This is a genomic window from Sphingobium yanoikuyae, assembly GCF_034424525.1.
In the GTDB taxonomy this organism is placed as follows: Bacteria; Pseudomonadota; Alphaproteobacteria; order Sphingomonadales; family Sphingomonadaceae; genus Sphingobium; species Sphingobium yanoikuyae.
In genome coordinates, this window is record NZ_CP139979.1 from 2,371,708 (window position 1) to 2,394,206 (window position 22,499).

Below are 22,499 nucleotides of genomic sequence, written 5' to 3' on the forward strand. Positions count from 1 at the left end.
ACGTTCGAAAGCGGCATCCGGACACTCCGCAAGCCAACAAATCGCATCATTCACTTTCCCCTAGTCGGGTCATGCAATGTCGCAAGGCCTGCTGGAGATGTCGGACGACCATGCTGCGGGAAATCCCGATCCGATGCGCGATGTCGTCCAGAGTAAGCTCGTCAAATTTGCGCAGGATGAAGATTTCTCTGGTTCGCGCGGGAAGTTCGTCGATGGCGGTCATCGTCACGGCCAGACGCTGGCGATCGGACAGTTCGGTATCGGCTCCAACCATGTCGGCCGGGATTTCCTCGGGGAGCGTATCGGCGGCGTGGAACAGGGCAGCATATCTGCCGTCCGCCCTGATGCGATCCTTCGCCAGATTGGCTGCCAGCCTGAACAGATAGGCCCGCTTGTTCAGGATTGGCGGATCATCCTCGATACGCTGCACCCTGAACCAGAGACTTTGCGTGACGTCCTCCGCTGCCGGCCGATCGCGCAATATGCTTTCGACAAGTCGCAGGAGCGACGTGCGCTCTTGCAGGAGCAGGCGCGTAAGGGCTGCGGCGTTGTTGAGCATCGCTATCTGCCGACCCATTACGCACATTGATAATCGTTCGCAACAACTCATGTGCCGCTCGTGCATGACTGTTATCGGGGCGGTGTGTTCAATCACATACCGCGCTGTTCCTTGCTTTTGGCTGATGGACAGGGACAGTGGTTGGCAACGACCCGACGTCCGCTGCAGGATGGATTGCAGCGGTCAGGCTCTTCCTCTATGCGCCTTTTTGAGAATCGATCGCAAATGCTCTTCGCCGGACGGGCCTTGCGCATGTTCGCAGGAGCCGCGGGCGTTGAAACAAGCGACTATAGCAGCGCGATTATATGCGGCGCAGCGCCCGGCGCTGGTTGACTATGCCGCCAGCATCCTCGGTGATCGGGCCAAGGCCGAAGATATCGTACAGGATGCCTGGATATCGTTCGCATCGATCGAAGACCAGAATGGGATCCAGAATCCCGAACGCTTCCTGCGGCGGATGATCCGCAACCTGGCGATCGACGCCCTGCGCCGGACAAGGCGCTATGATCGGATCGCAGGCGGCGATATGGAAGAGGCCGAACGCACAGTGCAGGACAATGCGCCAGGAACGGAGCAGGCCCTTATCGCCCGTCAGGAACTGGCTCGGGTGCAGAGGGCTTTGGCGCGCCTCCCCGAACGCCAGCGGCTGGCCATAGAGATGCACCGCATCGGGCGCTACAAGCTGCGGGAGATTGCGGAGCGGCTGGGCGTGTCCATTCCCTTTGTCCATGGCCTGATCGTGAAGGGGCTGGCGGCTTGTGACGACTATCGCGATGAGTGAACGGCCCATGCACCTTTTCCTCCCCCCGCTTAAATTCCGCGCGGCCCGATCGTCTGTGGTCCTGTGGAGGAGCGCCATGCCCAGTCGTCCGATTTTTCGGGCGTGCCGGATTGGCGATGGAGGTGGTCTGTGACGGAAGAAAGCTTGCGCCTTGCAGCCGCCGACTGGCTCGTCCGCCTGCAGGAGCGCCCCGACGACGCAGCATTGAAGGATGCCTTCGACGACTGGCTGGATGCCGATGCCCGTCATGTCATCGCCTGGGCCAGGATGGCGGAAACGGCCGATGCCATCGCCGATGGCGAACCGGCGTTTCGGGACAGGTGGGACGCGGCTCCCGGCGCCATTCTGCCATCGCTTCCGGCGCCCGCGCCCCGCCATGCGGGGTGGCGGTTCCATGGCCGGCGCAGATTGACCATCGCGGCTGTGGCGGCAGTCTGCGTGGGCGTCCTGGCTGGGCCATCGTTGCTGCTGCACCTGCGCGCCGATCATCGCACCGGCGCGGGCGAAACCCTTATGGTGGCGATGGACGACGGCAGCCACATCCGGCTGGGCCCGGACAGCGCCATCGCGGCATCCTTCGACAAGGGGCATCGCGACATCCGCCTCCTGTCCGGGCAGGCATGGTTTGAGGTCCGACCGGACAAGGCCCGGCCTTTCCGGGTCATGGCGGGCCATGTCACCACTAGCGTGCTGGGTACCGGCTTCGACGTGCGGATGATCGGCACGACGACGTCGGTGGCGGTACGTCACGGTCGCGTGCGGGTGGAGGCCCGGGGCACGCCGGCGCGGGAACTGACGGCCGGCCAATGGGCCATGGCCACCGCCGACACTGCGCTGAAAACCGGGACCGAACAGCCCGACCTTATCGGCGCCTGGCAGAGCGGCGACATTCTGGCCCGCAGACTGACCATAGCCGCCGCGATCGACGAACTGCGCCCATGGTTTGGCGGCCATATCATCGTCACCGACGCCAGCCTTGCAGCCCGCCCGATCAGCGGCATCTATCATGCCAATGATCCGGCGAAGGCGCTGGAAACCATGGTCTATCCCTATGGCGGGCGCGTCACGCGGATCACGCCATGGCTGCTGATCGTTTCCGGTCGCTGACTGCACGGAAAAGATTTTCGACGGAAAATTACGGTCGCTGGTTAAAAGCTCCATCGCTCAGGCGTCCAGCGAGGGAGAGGAGTTCTTGCGAGGCAATAGCATGTCCGCAACCTCCTCGTGCAGTTGGAGGCAGAATTGACGGACGTTAGCATATTGGGGCAAAATTTCGGGCGCGCGCTGGCCATCGGCCTGCTCGCATCAACGGTGACGGGGGCAGCGCTGCTGTCGCCCGCCATGGCGCAAACATCGCCCAACAGCGCGCAGCGCCGCATCAATGTGCCCGCGCAGCCATTGACCGATGCCGTCATCCTGTTCGGCCGCCAGTCCGGGGTGGAGGTGACGGCTGGATCCGATCTGCTGAACGGCAAGATCAGCAGCGCAGTTGCCGGTAGTTTCGCCCCGGCCGAGGCGCTGAGCCGCCTGCTGAGCGGCACCGGCCTGACCTTTCGCTTCATCGGCCCCAAATCGGTCGAACTGCACCCCGCTCCGCAGGCTGCCAATGGCACCGTGCAGCTTGGTCCGGTGCGGGTCGAAGGCACGGATAGCGGCAGCGGTTCGGGCAGCTTCGCCGGCATCACCAGCGATCCGGTCGCGACTGAAGCCAGCGGTTCCTACACCATTCCCGCGATGAGCACGGCCACGAAGCTGTTGCTATCCCCGCGTGAAACGCCCCAGTCGCTGACGGTCGTCACCCGCCAGCGGATAGAGGATCAGGGCCTTGCCACGTTGAGCGACGTGGTGCGCGCCACGCCCGGCCTCTATCTCACCAAATGGGGCGGCGAGCGCTATCGCTTCAATGCCCGCATGTTCCAGCTCGACAACCTGATGATCGATGGCATGCCGGTGCAATATGAGGAGGCGGCGCTCTCCACCGGCATTCTCGACATGTATGACCGGGTGGAGGTCGTGCGCGGCGCGGCGGGACTGATGGAGGGGGCTGGCACACCCGCCGGATCGATCAACCTGGTCCGAAAGCGCCCCACGCGGGAGACGCAGGCGATCTTCACGCTCAGTGCAGGCAGCTGGAACAATTTTCTGGGCACGATGGATGTGGGCGGCGCCGTCAACAGCGCAGGCACGCTGCGCACCCGTGCCGTGGTAACGTATCAGGACAAGGACAGCTTCATCGACGATTACCATAATCAGCGCATGTCGCTTTATGGCATAGTCGAGGCGGATCTGGGTTCTTCTACCCTGCTGACCGTGGGCGCCAGCTACAGCAATGAGGATAATCCCGGCGTCGACTGGAATGGCCTTGGCACGGCCGCAGACGGCAGTTTTCTGGACATAGCCCGCTCCACCCGCATGAGCCCCAGCTGGTCCTATTGGGACAAGAAGAGCGCGACCTATTTCGCCAATCTGGACCATGAATTCGGCAATGGCTGGAAGGCACGGCTGGCCGCCACCGCAATCCAGAGCGAGATGTCGATGATCGGCACCTTCCTGTCCTATGCCACCTCCACGGCCGGTGAAACGCGCTTCAATCTGGGCGGCGCGGCGCTGGCCTATCATTATGATCGCGACCAGTTGAGCCTCGATGGCTATGCCTCCGGTCCGTTGACCCTGTTCGGCCAGACCCATGAACTGGTCGTCGGCGGCAGCTATCGCAAGGCGACATGGGACGATATCGGCGCACCCACCGATTTTACCGCCGTCAGCTTCGACCCGCTGGACTGGGACCCGCGTTCCGTGCCCACGCCCACCATCACCGGCGACTGGACCATGTATCTGCGTGATCAGAAGCGCGAGCAGATCGGCGTCTACTCCACCGCCCGGTTGACAGTGGCCGAACCCTTGACGCTGGTGCTGGGCGGGCGTTTCGACTGGTTCAAGCAGGAACTGGCGAATGGCTGGGCCGGCGCCATCTACAGCACCGCCGATTACGAGGTGAAGGGCCAGTTCACGCCCTATGTCGGCATGGTCTATGATTTCCACCGCAACCACTCGCTCTATGCCAGCTGGACGCGGATCTTCAATCCGCAGAACAACCTGACCCGGAATGGCGCGATCATCGCTCCGCAGGAGGGCGCGAATTACGAAGTGGGCGTCAAGGGCAGCTATTGGGATGGCCGCCTCAACACCAGCCTGGCGCTGTTCCAGATCGAACTGACCAACCTGCCCATGGCACTGCTCGCCTCGGAATGCGCTGCCGGCCTCACCGCCTGCTACGCCCCCTCCGGCAAGGTCCGCAGCCGCGGCGTGGAGTTTGAAGTGTCGGGCGAACTTGCCAAGGGCTGGCAGCTTTCGGGCGGCTATACCTATAACAGTGCAAAACATCTGAGCAGTTCGAGCTATAATCCGACCGGTATCTATACCGATGGTACGCGCTACGGCACGAACCTGCCGCGTGGGCTGTTCAAGCTTTCGACGACCTATAGTCTGCCTGGTGCTTTCGACCGCTGGACGCTGGGCGGCACGTTGCAGGCGCAGAGCAAGATTTACAGCGCGCCCTATGGCGGCCTCGTCCAGCAAGACGGTTACGCGCTGCTCGACCTGTCGATCAAATATGCCGCATCCAGCCGGGCGACGGTGACGGTCAATGTGAACAATGTTTTCGACAAATATTATTATGAGAATGTCGGGGCACCTACCGGTTCCAACTTCATCGGGGCACCACGCAACGTCCTGGCGACGCTGCGCTACAAGATCTGATCGTCACAGCATGTGGCGCGCTGATGGTGGCGCGCCACATGCTGCCGGATCATCTGCTTACAATGGCGGCCATCTCTATCGCGAAGGAATGGAATAGGGTGGCGTAATGGCCAACAAACTGCGGTCGAGTTGTACGGCACGAGCGTCTGCTTTCTTGAACTTTGCGCCCAGAACCAGACCGAGCAGAATGTCCCAATGATGGCCAACAAACAGACCGTCGACCCTTGTGTAGCGTGTAGACATGTCGGAAGTTTCGTAGTCCATTTAACTGGTCCATGAGGCATCGAAATTGCTTATTGAACAATCTTATAACATACTGTTAAATATATCTTATCTACAATACCACCTTCCCTCCCGTGGAGGTCACCAGCTTCGATCACATCTGACGAACAACCGATATGCCGATGCACTGGCGATCGCATTTCTCTGCGGGCAGCCGCCCTACAGCCCAAGTTCGCTTAGTCCCGGATGATCATCAGGCCGGCGTCCCTGCGTCCAGTGGAATTTCCGGTCGGCTGCGCTGATCGGTGCATCATTGATGCAGGCAAACCGTCGCTGCATCAGGCCACTCTCGTCAAATTCCCAATTCTCGTTGCCGTAGGAGCGGAACCAGTTGCCGCTGTCGTCATGCCATTCATAGGCGAAGCGCACCGCGATGCGATTGTCGGCAAAGGCCCATAATTCCTTGATCAGCCGATAATCCAGTTCGCGCTGCCATTTGCGCGTCAGGAAGGCGATGATCGCCGAGCGGCCATTGACGAACTCGGCCCGGTTCCGCCACTGGCTGAGCGGCGTATAGGCCATGGCCACCCTCGCCGGATCGCGGCTGTTCCAGCCATCCTCGGCCAGGCGCACCTTCTCGATCGCGCTCTCCAGGGTGAAGGGTGGCAACGGCGGTCTCACATTGTCCATCATGCGTCTCCCATCTTGGCAAGGCGATCCTGCAACGCCTGATTCTCGGCTTCCAGTTGCGCCAGCCGCTCATGCAGCGGCCGGACCGCCTGTTCGATCTCGCGCTCGGTGAAGCGCGGCGTGATATGCTGCGGGCAGTTCCAGTCGAACGCCTCCAGCCGCAGCCGGAAAATGCGCTCCGCCCGCGCCTTGTAATCCTTGTCCATGACAAGGTCGGTGAGTGCCGGATCGGCATCGATCGCCAGCTTCTCGACATGGACGTAGATTTTGAGCCGGGCACGGCGGGGATAGTCCATCAGGATCAGGCAGGCCCGGTCGTTCGCAGCCAGATTGCCGGTGCTGATATATTGGCGGTTGCCGCGATAATCGGCAAAGGCCAGCGTCCGGTCGTCGACCAGCTTGAGGAAACCGGCCGGACCGCCGCGATGCTGGACATAGGGCCAGCCATCCTCCGACACGGTGGCCATGTAAAAACTGTCGCGGGCTGCCAGGAAATGGGCTTCATTGTCGGTGAAGCGGTCAAAGGCGCGATTGCCGCTGAACGCCGCCCAATGGGCGTCCGCGCCCATCTCCGCCTGTGCCGCGCGGACGCTCGGCGTCGTGGCGATATCCAGAAAACCGTAGGACATGGTCTGTCTCCCATCATCCGTTCGTTGCGGGGCCATGCTTCGACATGGCCCCGCCGGGGGTTCAGCGCGCCGCGACCTTGCGGTCGAGGAAGTCGCGGATCAGCGGCGCCATTTCATCCAGCTTGTCTTCCAGGGCGAAATGGCCGGTATCGAGAATATGCATCTCCGCATCGGGCAGGTCACGCTTGTAGGGATGCGCGCCTGGTTCGGGGAAGATCTTGTCATTCTTGCCCCAGACGATCAGCGTCGGCGGCTTGCGTTCGCGGAAGAAGGCCTGGAACGCCGGGTAGAGCGGCACATTGGTGCGATAGTCGTAGAACAGGTCGAGCTGGATATCCTTGTTGCCCGGCCGGTCGAGCAAGGCCTGGTCCTGCACCCAATTGTCGGGGCTGATGCGCGACACGTCCCGCACACCATCGGTATATTGGAACTTGGTGGCGTCCAGGCCGACGAGCCAGGCCTGCGCCTCGCGATCCTTGGCCGATCCGCTCTGCCAATAGGTCTTGATCGGATCCCAGAAGGCGCCCAGTCCTTCTTCATAGGCATTGCCATTCTGGACGATCAGCCCGCTGACCCGCTCGGGATGCTTGAGGGCGAGGCGGTAGCCGACCGGGGCGCCATAATCCATGACATACATGGCGTAGCGTTGGGCACCGATCTTGCCCATCAGCGTGTCGACCATGTCGGCATAATGGGCAAAGCTGTAGGTGAACTGGCGATGGTCGGGCGCGTCGCTCTGGCCAAAGCCCGGATAGTCCGGCGCGATCACATGATAGCGGTCGGCGAGCAGCGGGATCAGGTTGCGGAACATGTGCGACGATGTCGGGAAGCCGTGGAGCAGCAATACCACCGGGCCATCGGCGGGGCCGGCTTCGCGGTAGAACATCTTCACGCCATCGATGGTGGCGCTGCGATAATGGACGGTGGCGGCCGCAGCCTGCGTGGCGACGGCGCTGGCGGGCGCGGCGATCGCGTCGGCCGAGGCAGCGATGCCGGCGGTCGCCAGCAGCATCGAAATGACCAGTTTCTTCATCATGTCCTCCACCCTGTTGGGGGCGCTGAGCAAGGGCTTCAGCTTCTGGGGACAGAGATAATCCTTGCCCTCATTCCTGATAATTCTGGAAAACTGGAAGTCATTATTCCTTATGATGGAATAATTGTCATGCCTGCTGGAACAGAGGATTGGCCCGCAGCCGATCGACCGCCAGATCGACGAAGCTGCGCACCTTGGCCGCCGCCCGCCGCCCTTCGGCGTGGATGACATGGATCGGCAGCGGCTTTTCCATATGCTCGTCCAATATCGTGACCAGCCGTTCGGCCGCCAGTGCCGGCTCGACCTGATAGGACAGCACGCGGGTCAGTCCCCAGCCCTGCTCGGCGGCGGCGATCGCCGCTTCATTGGTGTTGCAGAAAAGTTGGGGGTGGACCGTGACGCTGCTCCGGCCCTCCGGCCCGAAATGCCATTCGGGGGAGGCCCATGCCCCGGTCGGGCCGATGATGCGATGATGGACAAGGTCGGCCGGGGTCCGGGGCATGACATGCTGCTCGAAATAGGCCGGCGCGCCACAGATGACCCGCCGCACCGTCCCGACCCGTATGGCGCTCAGCCCCGAATCCGGCAGATGACCGATCCGGATGGCGACATCGATGCCTTCCTCGACGATATTGACGAGCCGATCGACGAACAGGCTGCGCCCGGTCACCGCGGGAAAGCGATCCAGATAGTCGAGCAGGATCGGCAGCACATACATCTGGCCGAAGATCACCGATCCCGTGACGATCAGCGTGCCGGTGGGGTTGCCATGGGCGCCCGCCGCCGCCGCGTCCGCATCCGCCATCTCGGCCAATATCCGGCGGCAATCGTCCAGATAGCCACGGCCCGCCTCGGTCAGTTTCACCGATCGCGTCGTCCGCGTGAGCAGGCGCACGCCGATCTCCTCCTCCAGCGCGGAAATTGCCCGCGTGACCGCCGGCGGGCTCAGATGCAATTGCCGCGCGGCTTCGGCAAAACCGCCGGTTTCCGCCACGCGAACAAAGATCTTCATGGCTTGCCAGCGGTCCACACCATCCCCCTCGATCATCACTGCGGTCGAAAAGGATGCGCAGAACCCCATGCGCCGGTCAATCAGCAGGACTGACGCACAAGGTCCGTTGCGGGCGCAACAGAAACGATTATCTCATGGACCTCCCCCCTTCATCATGACGCCTCAGGGTCGCCCCCGATGGAAATGCACAAGGATCACGGATATCACCGCGGAACGATAACCAGGGGGACATGCCGTGCCGATCGACTACCGCAATATGGTTCGCCATGGCCGCCTGCTTTGCGCCTTGCTGCTGCTCCCCTATCCCGCTCTCGCCCAGGGCGATCGCGCCACATCGCCGCCGGAATTTGCCCGCCGTGCCGACAATCTGAAGCCCGGCCAATGGGTCTGGGCGCCACAGGTATCGCCGACCGGGCCGCTGCTCGTCTATGTCGATCTCTCGCGCCAGATCGCGACCGTCTATCGCAACGGCGTGCGCATCGCCGTGTCCACCATATCCTCGGGCAAGGAAGGCCATGCAACGCCCACCGGCGTCTTCACCATCCTGCAGAAGGACAAGGACCATCGGTCCAGCACCTATAATAACGCGCCTATGCCCTATCAGCAGCGCCTGACCTGGGACGGCGTCGCGCTCCATGCCGGCGGCCTGCCGGGCTATCCCGAAAGCCATGGCTGCATCCACCTGCCCTATAAATTCTCGCAGGAACTTTTCGCCATCACCAGCCTGGGCGCGACCGTGGTGGTTCAGGGCAATGCCGCCACCCATATGCGCACCAGCCAGGCAAGCCTCTTGTCGCCGATCAACGACAAGGGCGAGCAGGTCGAATATCGCCCGCTCAAGGATGAGGAATATCGCTGGCAGCCTGAACTGGCGACCAGCGGCCCCCTGACCATCATCGTCTCGAAGAAGGAACAGCGGATCGTCGTGCTGCGCAACGGCACGGAAATCGGCCGCAGCGTCGCCGAGATCAAGGATGGCGATCCCGGCTCCCATGTCATCACCCTCACCACGGGCAAGGATGGCAAGACCCACTGGCTCTATGTCGGCCTGCCGGGCCATGAAAATGATGTCGAGAATGTCGTGGACGAAGCCGTGCTGAACCGGGTGCGCCTGCCGCGCGGCTTCTACGACAAGATCCGCAGCCAGTTGAAGCCGGGCACCACCATCCTCGTCACCGATTCCAGCGTCGGCGCCTCGACCGGCGAGAAACTCACGATCATGGACGCGGTCGCGCCCCAGCCCTGACCATCCATCAAGCATCGCCACGGCGGAGCCCTCTATGCTTGCGGGCACCCATCCCCATGCGCACAAGCTGTCGGAAAGAGCCGCATGCCATAGGAAAGGATGAGGATAATGCCCCGCTTCACCGCCGAAACCGCCATTGCCGCGCTGGAAATCGAGCAACTGGTGATCGACTGGGGCTATGATCTGGACCTCAACGGCGGCATGAATGTCGCGCCGCTCTGTACCGACGATTGCCATTATCTGGTCGGCGGCACGCTGCATCAGGGCCATGGCCCCATTACCGCCTTCTACACCGCCCGCAACGAGCGCGTCGCCACCCAGCAGAAGGACGGCGTCCGCACCCAGCGGCACACCATCACCAATATGCGCATTCAATTCCCGGCCGCCGACCATGGCAGCGCGCAGTTCATGCTGGTCAATTATTCGGGTGAGGGCAAGGCGCCGATCCTGAACCTGGTCGGCCCGACCATCGTCGCCGATTGCCGCATGGAATTCCGCCGGGATGCGAACGGCGAATGGCGCATCTCGCTGTTCGACAGCACGCCGATGTTCATTGGCAATGATCCGTTCCTCAACGCCGCCGTCGTCCGGAAATAGGGCAGTTCGCCGCCCGGCAAGGCTGACATGGAAATGCCGAACCCGGCGCACAATGTTACAGACATCGCCGCAATCTGAAATCGCCGGGCAAAATCACACGCAGACACTTCGCCTGACCAGCGTCAGACGCGGAGTGCAGCGTGATACAACAGCCGATCAATTTCCCGGCCCGGACCGAAAAGACAGACAGGAAGACGCAGTCGATCTGCTTCTTCTTCAACGCGCAGATCCATCATCTTCTGCACGCCATGCCGCTGGCACTGGAATTGTCGCATGATCCACGCTTTCGCGTCGATATCATCGCCGCCGGGGCCGATCATATTGCGCTGGCCCGCGACCTGGCGGCCCGTCACGGCGGCGGCCGGCTGAACTTCATCCATCTCGACAATATCTGGCTGCGCACCCTGTCCCATCTGTCGGGCCATGCCAGCCCACCCAAGCTCGCCACCCTGCTCGCCGCGCGCCACCGCCTCGCCCGCTATGACGCAATCGTCGTGCCCGAACGCACCTCGCTGCTGCTGCGCCGGCTCGGGCTGGCGGACAGCCGCTTCATCCATACCTGTCATGGCGCGGGCGACCGCGCGGTCGGCTATGATCCGCGCATCGCGCTGTTCGACTTCGTCCTGCTGGCGGGCGAGAAGCAGCGCCGACGGATGCTGGCGCAGGGCCTGATCCGCGAGGATCATTACGCCATTGCCGGCTATGGCAAGTTCGACCTGACCCAGGGCCAGCGCCCGGCCAGCCCCTTTACCGACAATCGCCCGATCATCCTATACAACCCGCATTTCTCGCCGCGCCTCTCCTCCTGGCAGGCAATGGGCATGGATGTGTTGCGCCAGTTCGCGGCCGATGACCGGTTCAACCTGATCGTCGCGCCCCATGTCCGCCTGTTCGACAATCGCCGCAAGCGCACCGCGGCCGAGCGCATGCTCGCCGAATTTGCCGCCCTGCCGCACATTCATGTCGACCTGGGCAGCCGGGCGAGCGTCGACATGAGCTATGTCCAGCTTGCCGCCGCCTATATCGGCGACGTGTCGAGCCAGATCTACGAATTCATCGCCACGCCCCGCCCCTGCCTGTTCCTCAACGGCCATGGCGCGCAGTGGCGCGACGATCCCAACTATGCCCATTGGCATTATGGCCCGGTCCATGAATCCGCCGATCGCATCCCGGACAAGGTCGCCGCCGCCATGGCCGCCCATGGCATGTATGACGCCGCCCAGCGACGCGGCCTGTCCGACACCTTTACCAGCGGCGGCGCGCCCGCCTCGGCGCGCGCGGCCAGGGCGGTCGCGGATTATCTGACGCGCGGCGCACCGGCAGCAAGACCCGTTCCGACACCCTATAAGCTGCGGGAGGCGCTGCGCCATGGCTGATGCCGATCGCCGCCTCTGGCTCGTCGCCCGCGTCCATGCGCCCGATGAAGGCGGGGTCCAGACCTATGTGGCCGAAACCGCCCGCGCCTATGCCGCGCTGGGCTGGCGCGTCACCCTGTTCGCCAAATCCTCGGCCGGCCCGCGCCGGGTCAGCAGCGACGGGGTCGAACTGATCGATGTCGGCCCGGCCTCGCGCCTGCGGGTCTATGGCCGGCTGTTCCGCGCCATGGCCGGCGCCTGGCTGCGCGGTGAGCGCCCAAAGGCGATCCATGCCTGCACCTGGCGCGCAGCCCTGCCTGCCCTCGCCTTTCCCCGCCCCCTCATCGTGACGATCCATGGCCGGGAAGTCGGTCGCCCGGCCGGCGGTGCCTTCGCCCTGCTGCGGCTGGTGCTGCGCCGCGCCCGGCGCATCGTCGCGGTCAGCGCCGTCACCCGCGACCTGCTGGTGCAGCGCCTGCCCGATTTTGCCGCGCGCACCATCGTCGCCTGGAACGGGGTGCGCATGCCGGCCGACCGTCCCGCCACCGCGTTCCAATATGGCGACGCACCGGCCCAGATACTGACCGTCTGCCGCCTCGTCGCGCGCAAGAATATTCCGGCGGCGATCGACGCCGCCGCCGCCTGCCTGCGCGAGGAAGCCTCACTCCACTACACCATCGTCGGCCGCGGCGTGGACGGCATCCGCATCCAGCAGACCGTGCGCCGCCACCAGTTGGAGGATCATGTCCGCCTGGCCGGCTATGTCTCCGACGCGGAACTGGCCGAGCAATATCGCGATGCCGACATCTTCCTCCACCCCCAGATCGCGCTGGAGGACGGCGCCGAGGTGGAAGGGTTCGGCCTCAGCGTCGCCGATGCCATGGCACAGGGGCTGGCCTGCATCGTCGGCGCGGATGGCGGCCCGGCCGAACTGGTCCGCGATGGCGTCACCGGCCTGGTCGTCGACGGCAATTCCCCCGGCGCATTGCGCGCGGCGCTCGCGCTGCTGGCACGCGATCCCGCGCTCTGCCGCCGGCTGGGCGATCAGGCACGGATCTGGGCCGCGAACAACCTGTCGTGGGAACGGCATTGCCGCCTGGTGCTGCACGAACTGCCGACCCGCCGCCCCGCCCCGTCTCGCAGCACGCCCGCACTCACCGAAGGAGGATAGGATGCGCATCTACAGGGGCCCCATCATCCATATCGGCTATCACAAGACCGGAACCACCTGGTTCCAGGATATTTTCTATCCCGCCGTCCGCAATCGTCGCTACCTGCCCCGCGCCGTCGCGCGGGCCGCCTTCCTGGAGGCCGGCGCGCTCCATTTCGAGCCGGACCAGGCCCGCCACAGACTGGGCCAGGACCGCGACGACATCATCCTGTGCGAGGAAAACCTGAGCGGCGGGCTGCATAATGGCGGGCTGGCCGGCAATCTTTCCAAGGATGTCGCCGGCCGCATCCGCGACACGCTGCCCGGCGCGCAGATCGTCATCTTCGTGCGCGATCCCTGCTCGGCCATCGCGTCCGCCTATCTTCAATATGTGAAGGGCGGCGGCACCTTCGGCATCCATCGTTATCTGTTCGGTCGCGACCGGCTCGGCCCGGTGGCGCCCGAGCGGGACGAGGCGCCCGGCTTCCGCCGCGAACATTTCGACTATGCCCGGCTGATCGCTCATTATGACCGGCTGTTCGGCGCGGACAATGTCCATGTCTTCCGCTATGAGGATTTTCGCGCCGATCCGCGCGGTTTCGCCGCCGCCTATGCCGCCCGTTTCGGGCTGGATGTCGCGCTCGACCGGCTGGACTGGGGCACACGCAACCCCTCCCCCGGCCGGCTGCTGCTCTGGGCCTTTCGCGCCGCCAATCTCTTTACCCGGCGCGCCGTCGCGGACAAGGACTGCCTGCTCCATCTGCCCGGCTGGTATGGGCTCAGCCGCAAGCTGCTCCGCCGCGCCAATGCCTCGGGCCGCTTCGGCCGTCCACTGCGCATGCGCGACATATTGGACGAGGGCGCCATCGCCCATTTCAACGACTATTACCGGCATGGCGAGGCCGCCATTGCCGACCGACTGGAACAACAGACATGCCGCGACGCAAAATCACGCGACGGGATGGCCGGACCGGCGCCGTCCTATGCTCGATCATGCAGAACAGCCACATCCTCCTTGCCGACGATGACGCAGCACTGCTGACGTCGTTGTCGGACTATTTCGGCCGCTATGGCTTCGACGTCGACACCGCCGCCAATCTCGCCGACATGCGCCGCCTCTCGGAAGAGGGTCATTATGACCTGTTGATCGCCGAACCGATGATGCCGGGCCAGCATACTGCCGGCCTGCTGCGCGAATTTGCGTTCGAGCGGCGCATTCCGGTCATCATCCACAGCCGCGCCAGCAGCGACATTGATCGCATCCTGGGCCTGGAAATGGGTGCGGAAGATTATCTGACCAAGCCCTGCAACGCCCGCGAACTGCTCGCCCGCGCCAATGCGGCGCTGCGCGCCCGTCGCCGCCAGGCCGATGCCGGCACCATGGCTACGGCCCCGCGCGACAATAGCTGGGTCGCCTTCCAGGGCTGGCGCTTCGACCTCACCACCCGTCAGTTGTTCGATCCGACCGGTGGCACCATCTCGCTGTCCGAGGGCGAATATCAGTTGCTGCGCGTCTTCGTCGCCAATGCGCGCCAGGTGCTGAACCGCAACCAGCTGCTCGACCAGGTCTATGGTGCGTCGAGCGACCATTATGACCGCGCCATCGATGTCCAGCTGTGCCGTCTGCGTCGCAAATTGTCGGCCGGCGGGCTCAAGGGACAGACGATCCGCACCGTGCGCAACGAAGGCTATATTTTCGTCCACCCCGTCACGGCTGGCAACGCCGCCAACTGATCAAAATACAAGTCGAATTTATCACCCCGCATATGGAGATATGCGGGGCATTTTTCGTTATGAATACAATATAATTTTCCAATTTCTCAAATAATGAAATCCCATGAAACATAAGCAACATTTCACAACATGATCAAATCTATCGACATATCTGTTTTTTATTGGCAACAGCTTTGCTAAACCTTTGCGAAACACGGCAAATCGCGTTGACGCACTTCGTCGCACGCATACAAATCTCTCCATCGGCTCGCGTCATCCCAAGGACAAACCAACAGGGCGCGGGCCGGGATAAAAATCCCAAGGGAGATTATTTTCATGCCGTCTCACATCCTGCGGCGCCTTTCGGCGTCGACCATCCTGCTCGGCCTGGCGACCCCGGCCTTCGCGCAGACCAGCGCGGCGGATGATGGCGCGACCAGCGACACCATCGTCGTCACCGGCTCGCGCATCGCCCGCCCCGACCTGCAGCAGGCATCGCCGATCGCGATCGTCAGCGCACAGGAGTTGAAGCTCAGCGGCAAGGTCAACGTCGAATCGATCATCAATGACCTGCCCCAGCTGATCCCCAGCACGACGGCGGCATCCAACAATCCGGGCGGCGGCGTGTCCACGGCCGACCTGCGCGGCCTGGGCGCCAACCGCACCCTGGTGCTGGTCGATGGCCGTCGCTACGTCTCCTATGACTCCAACCAGATCGTCGATCTCAACACCGTTCCGGCGGGCCTGATCGACCATGTCGAAGTCGTGTCGGGCGGCCGCTCCGCCGTCTATGGTTCGGACGCGATCGCCGGCGTCATCAACTTCGTGACCAAGCGCGACTTTTCCGGCGTCGAAGCAAACGCCAATTATCGCATCAACCAGGCAGGCGACGGCGGCACCTTCAACACCAACCTGCTGATGGGCGGCAATTTCGCCGACGGTCGCGGCAACGCCACCTTCTACATCGATTACACCAAGCGCGACGCCGTCCAGCAGTCGGCCCGCAGCTATACCAAGCAGGCCTATACCGATGACGGCGATGGCGGCCTGGCCGCCGGCGGCTCGGGCTCGATCCCCGGCACCCGCTTCGCCCTGTCCGGCACCCAGTATAAGTTCAATCAGGACGGCAGCTATTCGGCCTATGACGCGACGACCGACGCCTACAACTATGCGCCGGACAATTATCTGCAGGTGCCCCAGAAGCGCATCCTGCTGAGCGCCCAGACCCATTATGACGTCAACGATCACCTGACCGTCTATGCCGAGGGTCAGTTCATCAACAACCGGGTGAAGAACCGCCTCGCGTCCACGCCGTTCACCGGCTCGGTCTCGCTCGACGTCGACTCCTCCTTCCTTTCGCCGGAATCGCAGGCGCTGCTGTCCGCAGCCGACACCGATGGCGATGGCTATGCCACCGCCGCCATCTATCGCCGCCTCAACGAGGTCGGCGCCCGCATCTCCAATGTCGACAACACCGCCTATCGCACCCTGATCGGTGCCAAGGGCCAGATTGCCGGCGACTGGAACTATGACGGCTATTACAGCTATTCGCGCACCAAGCAGGTCGAAACCCAGACCGGCAACGTATCGCGCAGCCGCGTGGAGCAGGCGCTCAAGACCACCTATGACAGCGACGGCAATCTGGTCTGTTCGGACACCAGCAATGGCTGCGTCCCGCTGAACATCTTCGGCGAAGGCAATATCAGCAGCGAAGCCGCCGCCTTCATCTCGATCCCGGTCAAGAATGTCAGCACCGTGACCGAACAGGTCGCCAGCTTCGCAGTCACCAACGGCAATCTGTTCGATCTGGGCGCCGGCCCGGCCGGCATCGCCTTCGGCGCCGAATATCGCTCCGAACATGGCAGCTATGATCCGGACTATGCCCTGTCCTCGGGCGACGTCGTCGGCTTCAACGCCGGTGAGGGCCTGTCGGGCGGCTATAATGTGAAGGAACTGTTCGCCGAAATCGACGTGCCGCTGCTCGCCGATCTGCCGCTGGTCCACAAGCTCGACTTCAACGGTGCCTATCGCTTCTCGCATTACTCGACCGCAGCCAAGAATGTCGGCACCTTCTCGGCCGGCCTCATCTATGCGCCGATCAAGGACGTCACCTTCCGCGGCCAGTATAGCCGGGCGGTGCGTGCGCCGACCGTCGCGGATCTCTATTCGGGCCAGTCGCAGGACTTCCCGACCGCGAACGATCCCTGCTCGACCGAGGACGCAACCACCAATGCCAGCCTGGCGGCCAGCTGCGTCGCGACCGGCGTTCCGTCGAGCGCGCTCGGCACCGACATCAACGGTGGCAGCTCGCAGATCGACTCGATCACCGGCGGCAACCCGAACCTGCGTGAGGAAAAGTCGGACACCTGGACCGCGGGCGTCGTGCTCCAGCCCAGCTTCCTGCCGCGCTTCAGCCTGACGGTCGATTATTACCATATCAAGATCGACAATTACATTTCGACGCCGGGCACCGCGAACATCATCAAGGCCTGCTATGGCGATCAGTCCAATGGCTGGACGCCCTATGACAGCAGCTATTGCTCCCTGCTGCCGCGCAACGAGAACAGCTATGCGATCGAAGGCGCGGAAAATCTCCTGTCCAACACCGGCGGTCTCAAGACCGAAGGCGTGGACTTCGAGATGAACTACAGCCTGCCGCTCAACTTCGGCGTGTTCGGCGCCAAGACCGGCAAGCTCAGCTTCCGCGTCGCGGGCACCCGTCTGATCCGTTACGACCTGAACCCGGTCGCGGCGATCCCGGAACTGAACCAGAGCTGTGCCGGTCGCTTCGGCGTCTATTGCGGCGATCCCTATTCCAAGCTGCGGCTCAACAACCGCATCACCTGGAGCAGCGGTCCGATCACCCTGGGCCTGACCCATCGCTATCTGTCGAGCGTCCGCGACGACGACGATACGACCACCTATACCGTCGAGAAGATCAAGGCCTACAACCTGTTCGACCTCGGTCTTCAGGTGCAGGCGACGGAAACCTTCGGCTGGTCGCTGGGCATGAACAATATGTTCAACAAGAAGCCGCCGATCATGGGCGACAATCAGCAGCAGTCGAACACCTATCCGTCGACCTACGACGTATATGGCCGCGCCTTCTTCGTGAACGCCTCGGTCAAGTTCTGATCGCTCTGCCGGACGGGCCTACTCGCCTGTCCGGCACCTGCCCCACAAAAAAGCGGCCGCCCTTTCGGACGGCCGCTTTTTCCTTTGATCGACCGGCGCATCAGCGCGGCGGATTGACCACCACATATTGCACCGACGATCCGACATATTGCGGCTGATACCAGCTGTTGCCGCACTGCGAATAGCTGATGCCGTTGACCACCACGGTCGAGCAATCCGGCGGAATGCTGCGCACGATCGAGCCGATCGCCGCCGCCGTCAGCGTCACTGCGGCCGCGGTCGCCACCGGATGCCAGTGATCGTCCCAATCATCATCCCACCGGTCATGGCGATGATGATCATAATGGTCGTAGCGGTCCGGACCGCCCCCATGATGCCCACCGCCATGATCGACATTCACATGGACATTATTGACCGTGTTGTGATGCCGGTTGTGATTGACATTGTTGACCGATCCGCCGCGCACGCCCGGCCGCCCGCCGGGATTGGAATTGCCCGGCCGCGCCGCATGACCGCCACCCGAGGGCCGCGCCGGTCGTGCGCGCCCGCCGCCACCGCGATTACCGCGGTTCCGGGGCGGCGCCGCCTCTGCCGTCGAAGCGGTCATGCCCAGCACCAGCGCCGCCGATGACAACATGACCCGACCGATGACGACCGGTTCAGCCATCAGGGCAAGCGATGCGATGATGGCCAGGCCGCGTTTTGCCTCCATGCTCATTTCGCCTCTCCCTTGCTCAGGTCCACCATGCGGATCGGATTGGCGCCGGCCGGCGCGGTGAAGGCGAGGTCAGCCGCCGACGGTCGCGCGCTGCCGTCCCAGCGCATCAGCGCGCTATATTGCGGCATCGACGGATCGTTCGTGTCGGTGATCACCATCTTGCAGGGCAACTGGCTGCTGTCCTCGATCCATATCTGCCAGTCGACCTTTTCCTGGCGGAAGGCATAATGGGTGCAGGTACGGCCATCGATCGTCTCGGGACGGATGACATAGCCCGACTTTATGCGGCTGCGCAGCGTCTGGTCCGTGCCCCAGGTGAACAGGTCGGCCAGCGGCAGTTCGACACCATAGGTGGTGCGCAGGCTGTCGAGCGACTGGCCGATCGAACCAGTCACCGGCACGCTGGCATAATAGTTCAGCCGCGGCGCCAGCACCGTGAACTTGCCGCCACCGAAATAATATTCGCGGTTCTGGATGTCGGATGTGGCGACGATCTTGAACGCGTCGGGCTTGTGGACCTGAATGTCCAGCGCACCGGTAAACTGAAGCTTCTGCCCGGTATCCAGCACCACTTCGGTCGTGACATCCGCCTTCAGCGCGAAGCCGGGCAGCGAGATCAGCTTGGCGCTCATCTTGTCCATGGCGTCCATCGCCCCCGGCTCGACCACGCCCGCCGCCTGCGCGGCAGTCTGCGCATGGGCAGTGGATGCGGCCAGCAGCGCCAGCGGCACACAGAGACATTTTATCCTAGACCTCATCACAAGCTCCTTCTGCCCGGATCGGACGCGCGGCGAGATGCGCGATGCAGCCATCGGACGCCATCTCCCTTGCTGCGGCCGACTATCGCTGTTCCGCCGATACGGCCCATCGGGATAATTGCCGATTTGGCCGCATTTCTTTCCGAGCAGGGCCTGAGCCTGACGGAGCATCAGGCGGAAAGTGCAGTCCTTCTTCCCGCCTGATGCATGACCACACCCGGGGGGATGGGTGGCAGTCATTTCATGGGCCGGTAGTCCCGGCCGATCCCTGCTGCCGGGTGGTCATTTGCGCACCATCCCGGCCTTGTCCTGTCGCTATCAAGCTAGAGCGCCGCCGGGGCCGGCCAAGTCGGGATTTGCCCTGATCGGCCTTTTGCGCCGATGCCCGTCATCCGGCGCGCGCCTAACATGCTGCTATCCAACGCTCCGCGCCGCTTTGCGCCCGCGCACCGGGAACAGATCCTCACTGTGCCGTCCCAGGGTTTATCATGATCGCCAATCCCCGACGGCACGCCTAGGATCACCGCAAGATTTCTCGCTGATGGAGCGGCGATCATGACGGAAGACATTCCCAATCTGCCAGCCGATCTGGGTGCAAAACGCACCGTCATGGCCGCCGATCGCACCTTGATGGCCTGGATTCGCACCTCGCTCTCGATGCTCAGCTTCGGCTTCACCATCTACAAATTTCTCGACGCCGCGACGGAGAAGACGGGCCATGGCGATTCCCAGAGCCCGCAGCATATCGGCCTGTTCCTCGCCGGCATGGGCACGCTGGCCATCCTGCTCGGCACATGGGGTTACTGGATGACGCTCTCCGACCTCAAGCAGACCAACCAGTTTCATCTGGGCCGGCCGGTGCTGGTCATGGCGCTGATCATGTGCGTGGCCGGCATCGCCCTGTTCGCGGCCATTGCGACGCGCGCCGTATAGGCGCATCAAAAGGATCGACAGACAAGGAGTATCGGTTGACCGTGCCATCCCCCCTCGCCCCTGCGGCCACTGCGCCGGACAACATGATCCATATTCCCGGCGGCCGCTTCATCATGGGGTCGGACCATCATTATCCCGAGGAAGCGCCGGCCCATCCGGTCGAGGTCGACGCCTTCTGGATCGATGCCACCCCCGTCACCAATCGCGACTTCCGTCGCTTCGTCGAGGCGACCGGCCATCGCACCACGGCGGAGATCGCCCCCAATCCGGACGATTATCCCGGCGCCCAACCGGACATGCTGCGCCCCGCCTCCTTGGTCTTCACGCCGACCGAACGCCCCGTGCCGCTGCATGACTGGAGCCAGTGGTGGCGCTATGTCTTCGACGCCGACTGGCGCCATCCGCTCGGCCCGGACTCCTCGATCGATGATCTCGACGATCATCCGGTGGTCCATGTCACCTATGACGATGCCGCAGCCTATGCCGCGTGGGCCGGCAAGGCGCTGCCCACGGAAGCGGAATGGGAATTTGCCGCGCGTGGCGGCGTCGATGGCCAGGAATTTGCCTGGGGCGACGAACTGTTGCCTGATGGCAAGGCGATGGCGAATTTCTGGCAGGGCAATTTCCCGTCCGAAAATCTGCTGATCGACGGCTATGAACGCACCTCGCCGGTCGGCAGCTTCCCCGCCAATGGCTATGGCCTGTCCGACATGATCGGCAATGTCTGGGAATGGACCGAGGATTTCTATGCGGCCCGGCATCAGGCCGATCCCTCGCGCCCCTGCTGCGCGCCGCGCAACCCGCTCAACCAGGCGCGCGAAGCCAGCTATGACCCGCACCAGCCGCACATCCTCATCCCCCGCCGTGTCCTGAAGGGTGGCTCGCACCTCTGTGCGCCCAGCTATTGCCGGCGCTATCGCCCCGCTGCGCGCCATGCCCAGGCGATCGACTCCTCGACCAGCCATATCGGCTTTCGCTGCGTGATCCGCGCCGTCTGACAGACAGAAGGGGCGTCGCGCCGACCCGCACGACGCCCTTTCCTGTCAGAACCCGACCTGCATGAAGACCGCCGGGCCGCTAAACCGATATTTCATCCGCCCGGCCCAGCTATCCTTGTCGACATCGACGCGATAATTGACGTAGCGCCACATCGCGCCGACCCCGACATTCCGGGCAAAGCGCCAGGTCATGGCCGCTTCGGCGTTGAGCAGCCGGCCCTTATAATCGTCGACCTTGAGCGACAGATAATCCGCCCTTGCGCTCAGCGTCAGGTCAGTGGCGATCCGCTGCGTCGCGAACAGCCCCACCGTCGGCAGCGGCGCCAGCGCCTTGCGACGACGTTGCGTGCCGCTCACCTGGGTTTCGCCCAATCGGGCATCCCCCTTGAGCGTCAGGGTGAAATCGGTCGCATGCAGCCCCAGCGCCGCGCCGACGCGGGTGTCAGGGGTGCTCACGAACGCATAGCCGAAGGTCAGCCGATAGACGTCGCTATCGAAGCCGCTCTCCACCCGCACCCCGGCCGGATAGGTGACATCGTCAAAGACTATATCGCGCGCCACCGTCTTTGACCCGTTACGGCTCAGCGAATAATATTCGCCCATCACCGACCAGTTGCCGCCCAATCTGATCCCCGCCGCGACCTGCGGCAGTGCCTTGTGCTTGTCGAGATCGAGGTCCGATTCCAGGTCGATATTCGTGCCGCCATCCGGATTGGACGCGGGTGCGACCCGGACATGGGAACTGACCGATGGCCAATAGGCCCCCACCTCGATCCAATATTTGTCGTCGAGCGATTGCGCATGCACGGGCGCTGCGGCTACCCACGTCATCACGACACAAATGCCGCCAAGCCTGATGCTGTGACGCGCCATTTCGTCCTCCCTGTGGCCAGCGGCCGCTCATTTGATATGGCGACCATGACGCCTGCCCCCCCTTGTGCGCCCTTGCGTAGAGCTTGGGCATCGGGGTCATTGCCTAGGAGCGCGGAGAATGTTGCCGGGGTAAACCCGATGCCGTCATCACCATTGGCCTGTAAAGCGGCCGGAAAATGCCGTGCGGGCCGATCCCCCCATCTCGGGGTAAATCCCCGGTCGTCAAATCAGGCCGCTCAACCATCCATCCGACATGCGCGACTCAGGAGCGTCGAGCAGGCCGCCGACCACATCCGCGCGTTACAGTAGGTATATTTCCTTAGACCTAAAATTATACA

General features: G+C 63.3%; 20 protein-coding genes. 12 read left to right on the top strand and 8 right to left on the bottom strand.

The window, feature by feature from the left end:
• Positions 1 to 46 precede the first annotated feature (46 nt).
• Complete coding sequence (locus U0025_RS10920; protein WP_004207412.1) at positions 47 to 559, bottom strand: RNA polymerase sigma factor; 513 nt, start codon at positions 557 to 559, stop codon at positions 47 to 49.
• Between the two features lie 274 nt (positions 560 to 833).
• Between U0025_RS10920 and U0025_RS10925 the strand changes: the two genes are divergently transcribed.
• The 3 genes from U0025_RS10925 to U0025_RS10935 all read left to right on the top strand — a co-directional run bounded on the left by U0025_RS10925 (position 834) and on the right by U0025_RS10935 (position 5,099).
• Positions 834 to 1,340, top strand: a complete 507-nt coding sequence (locus U0025_RS10925; protein ID WP_004207413.1) for an RNA polymerase sigma factor — start codon at positions 834 to 836, stop codon at positions 1,338 to 1,340.
• 129 nt (positions 1,341 to 1,469) lie between these two features.
• Positions 1,470 to 2,447 carry a FecR family protein gene (locus U0025_RS10930; protein WP_004207414.1) on the top strand — a complete coding sequence of 326 codons (978 nt, stop codon included), beginning with the start codon at positions 1,470 to 1,472 and terminating at the stop codon, positions 2,445 to 2,447.
• A 135-nt stretch (positions 2,448 to 2,582) separates the two neighbouring features.
• Positions 2,583 to 5,099, top strand: a complete 2,517-nt coding sequence (locus U0025_RS10935) for a TonB-dependent siderophore receptor (protein WP_004207415.1) — start codon at positions 2,583 to 2,585, stop codon at positions 5,097 to 5,099.
• A 441-nt stretch (positions 5,100 to 5,540) separates the two neighbouring features.
• Here U0025_RS10935 and U0025_RS10940 read toward each other — a convergent pair whose 3' ends face one another.
• The 4 genes from U0025_RS10940 to U0025_RS10955 form a co-directional block, all read right to left on the bottom strand.
• Entirely contained in the window at positions 5,541 to 6,011 is a 471-nt protein-coding gene (locus U0025_RS10940; protein ID WP_004207416.1) for a nuclear transport factor 2 family protein, read from the bottom strand.
• Positions 6,011 to 6,640 (bottom strand): pyridoxamine 5'-phosphate oxidase family protein, encoded by a 630-nt coding sequence (locus U0025_RS10945; RefSeq protein WP_004207417.1) that lies wholly within the window; start codon positions 6,638 to 6,640, stop codon positions 6,011 to 6,013. Before U0025_RS10945 ends, U0025_RS10940 begins: the two co-directional genes overlap by 1 nt.
• Positions 6,641 to 6,701: 61 nt before the next feature.
• Positions 6,702 to 7,673: an alpha/beta fold hydrolase gene (locus U0025_RS10950; protein ID WP_004207418.1), complete on the bottom strand. Its 972-nt coding sequence runs from the start codon at positions 7,671 to 7,673 to the stop codon at positions 6,702 to 6,704.
• A gap of 127 nt (positions 7,674 to 7,800) precedes the next feature.
• A complete protein-coding gene (locus U0025_RS10955; protein ID WP_257010909.1) occupies positions 7,801 to 8,685 on the bottom strand; it encodes a LysR family transcriptional regulator in 885 nt (294 codons plus the stop codon).
• Between the two features lie 256 nt (positions 8,686 to 8,941).
• On the opposite strand from U0025_RS10955, the gene U0025_RS10960 reads away from it, so the two are divergent.
• The 7 genes from U0025_RS10960 (at position 8,942) to U0025_RS10990 (ending at position 17,881) form a co-directional block, all read left to right on the top strand.
• Positions 8,942 to 9,931, top strand: coding sequence for a L,D-transpeptidase (locus U0025_RS10960; protein ID WP_037491638.1), 990 nt, complete (start codon positions 8,942 to 8,944; stop codon positions 9,929 to 9,931).
• Between the two features lie 108 nt (positions 9,932 to 10,039).
• A complete protein-coding gene (locus U0025_RS10965; protein WP_004207421.1) occupies positions 10,040 to 10,528 on the top strand; it encodes a nuclear transport factor 2 family protein in 489 nt (162 codons plus the stop codon).
• Between the two features lie 140 nt (positions 10,529 to 10,668).
• Positions 10,669 to 11,904: a hypothetical protein gene (locus U0025_RS10970; protein WP_004207422.1), complete on the top strand. Its 1,236-nt coding sequence runs from the start codon at positions 10,669 to 10,671 to the stop codon at positions 11,902 to 11,904.
• On the top strand, positions 11,897 to 13,054 hold the full coding sequence (locus U0025_RS10975) for a glycosyltransferase family 4 protein (protein ID WP_004207423.1): 1,158 nt from the start codon (positions 11,897 to 11,899) through the stop codon (positions 13,052 to 13,054). Before U0025_RS10970 ends, U0025_RS10975 begins: the two co-directional genes overlap by 8 nt.
• A 1-nt stretch (position 13,055) precedes the next feature.
• The gene (locus tag U0025_RS10980) at positions 13,056 to 14,075 is read left to right on the top strand and encodes a sulfotransferase (RefSeq protein ID WP_004207424.1); all 1,020 of its coding nucleotides are present in this window, start codon (positions 13,056 to 13,058) and stop codon (positions 14,073 to 14,075) included.
• Positions 14,027 to 14,767, top strand: a complete 741-nt coding sequence (locus tag U0025_RS10985) for a winged helix-turn-helix domain-containing protein (RefSeq protein ID WP_004207425.1) — start codon at positions 14,027 to 14,029, stop codon at positions 14,765 to 14,767. Before U0025_RS10980 ends, U0025_RS10985 begins: the two co-directional genes overlap by 49 nt.
• Before the next feature lie 315 nt (positions 14,768 to 15,082).
• Positions 15,083 to 17,881, top strand: a complete 2,799-nt coding sequence (locus tag U0025_RS10990) for a TonB-dependent receptor (RefSeq protein WP_004207426.1) — start codon at positions 15,083 to 15,085, stop codon at positions 17,879 to 17,881.
• 100 nt (positions 17,882 to 17,981) lie between these two features.
• On the opposite strand, the gene U0025_RS10995 is transcribed toward U0025_RS10990, so the two are convergent.
• Positions 17,982 to 18,599, bottom strand: coding sequence for a hypothetical protein (locus U0025_RS10995; RefSeq protein ID WP_004207427.1), 618 nt, complete (start codon positions 18,597 to 18,599; stop codon positions 17,982 to 17,984).
• Entirely contained in the window at positions 18,596 to 19,357 is a 762-nt protein-coding gene (locus tag U0025_RS11000; protein WP_004207428.1) for a DUF2092 domain-containing protein, read from the bottom strand. Before U0025_RS11000 ends, U0025_RS10995 begins: the two co-directional genes overlap by 4 nt.
• 555 nt (positions 19,358 to 19,912) lie before the next feature.
• Between U0025_RS11000 and U0025_RS11005 the strand changes: the two genes are divergently transcribed.
• Complete coding sequence (locus U0025_RS11005) at positions 19,913 to 20,290, top strand: YidH family protein (RefSeq protein ID WP_004207429.1); 378 nt, start codon at positions 19,913 to 19,915, stop codon at positions 20,288 to 20,290.
• Between the two features lie 83 nt (positions 20,291 to 20,373).
• Positions 20,374 to 21,288, top strand: coding sequence for a formylglycine-generating enzyme family protein (locus U0025_RS11010; protein WP_051156873.1), 915 nt, complete (start codon positions 20,374 to 20,376; stop codon positions 21,286 to 21,288).
• Positions 21,289 to 21,333: 45 nt separating this feature from the next.
• On the opposite strand, the gene U0025_RS11015 is transcribed toward U0025_RS11010, so the two are convergent.
• Positions 21,334 to 22,161 (bottom strand): outer membrane beta-barrel protein, encoded by an 828-nt coding sequence (locus U0025_RS11015; RefSeq protein WP_004207431.1) that lies wholly within the window; start codon positions 22,159 to 22,161, stop codon positions 21,334 to 21,336.
• Positions 22,162 to 22,499 lie beyond the last annotated feature (338 nt).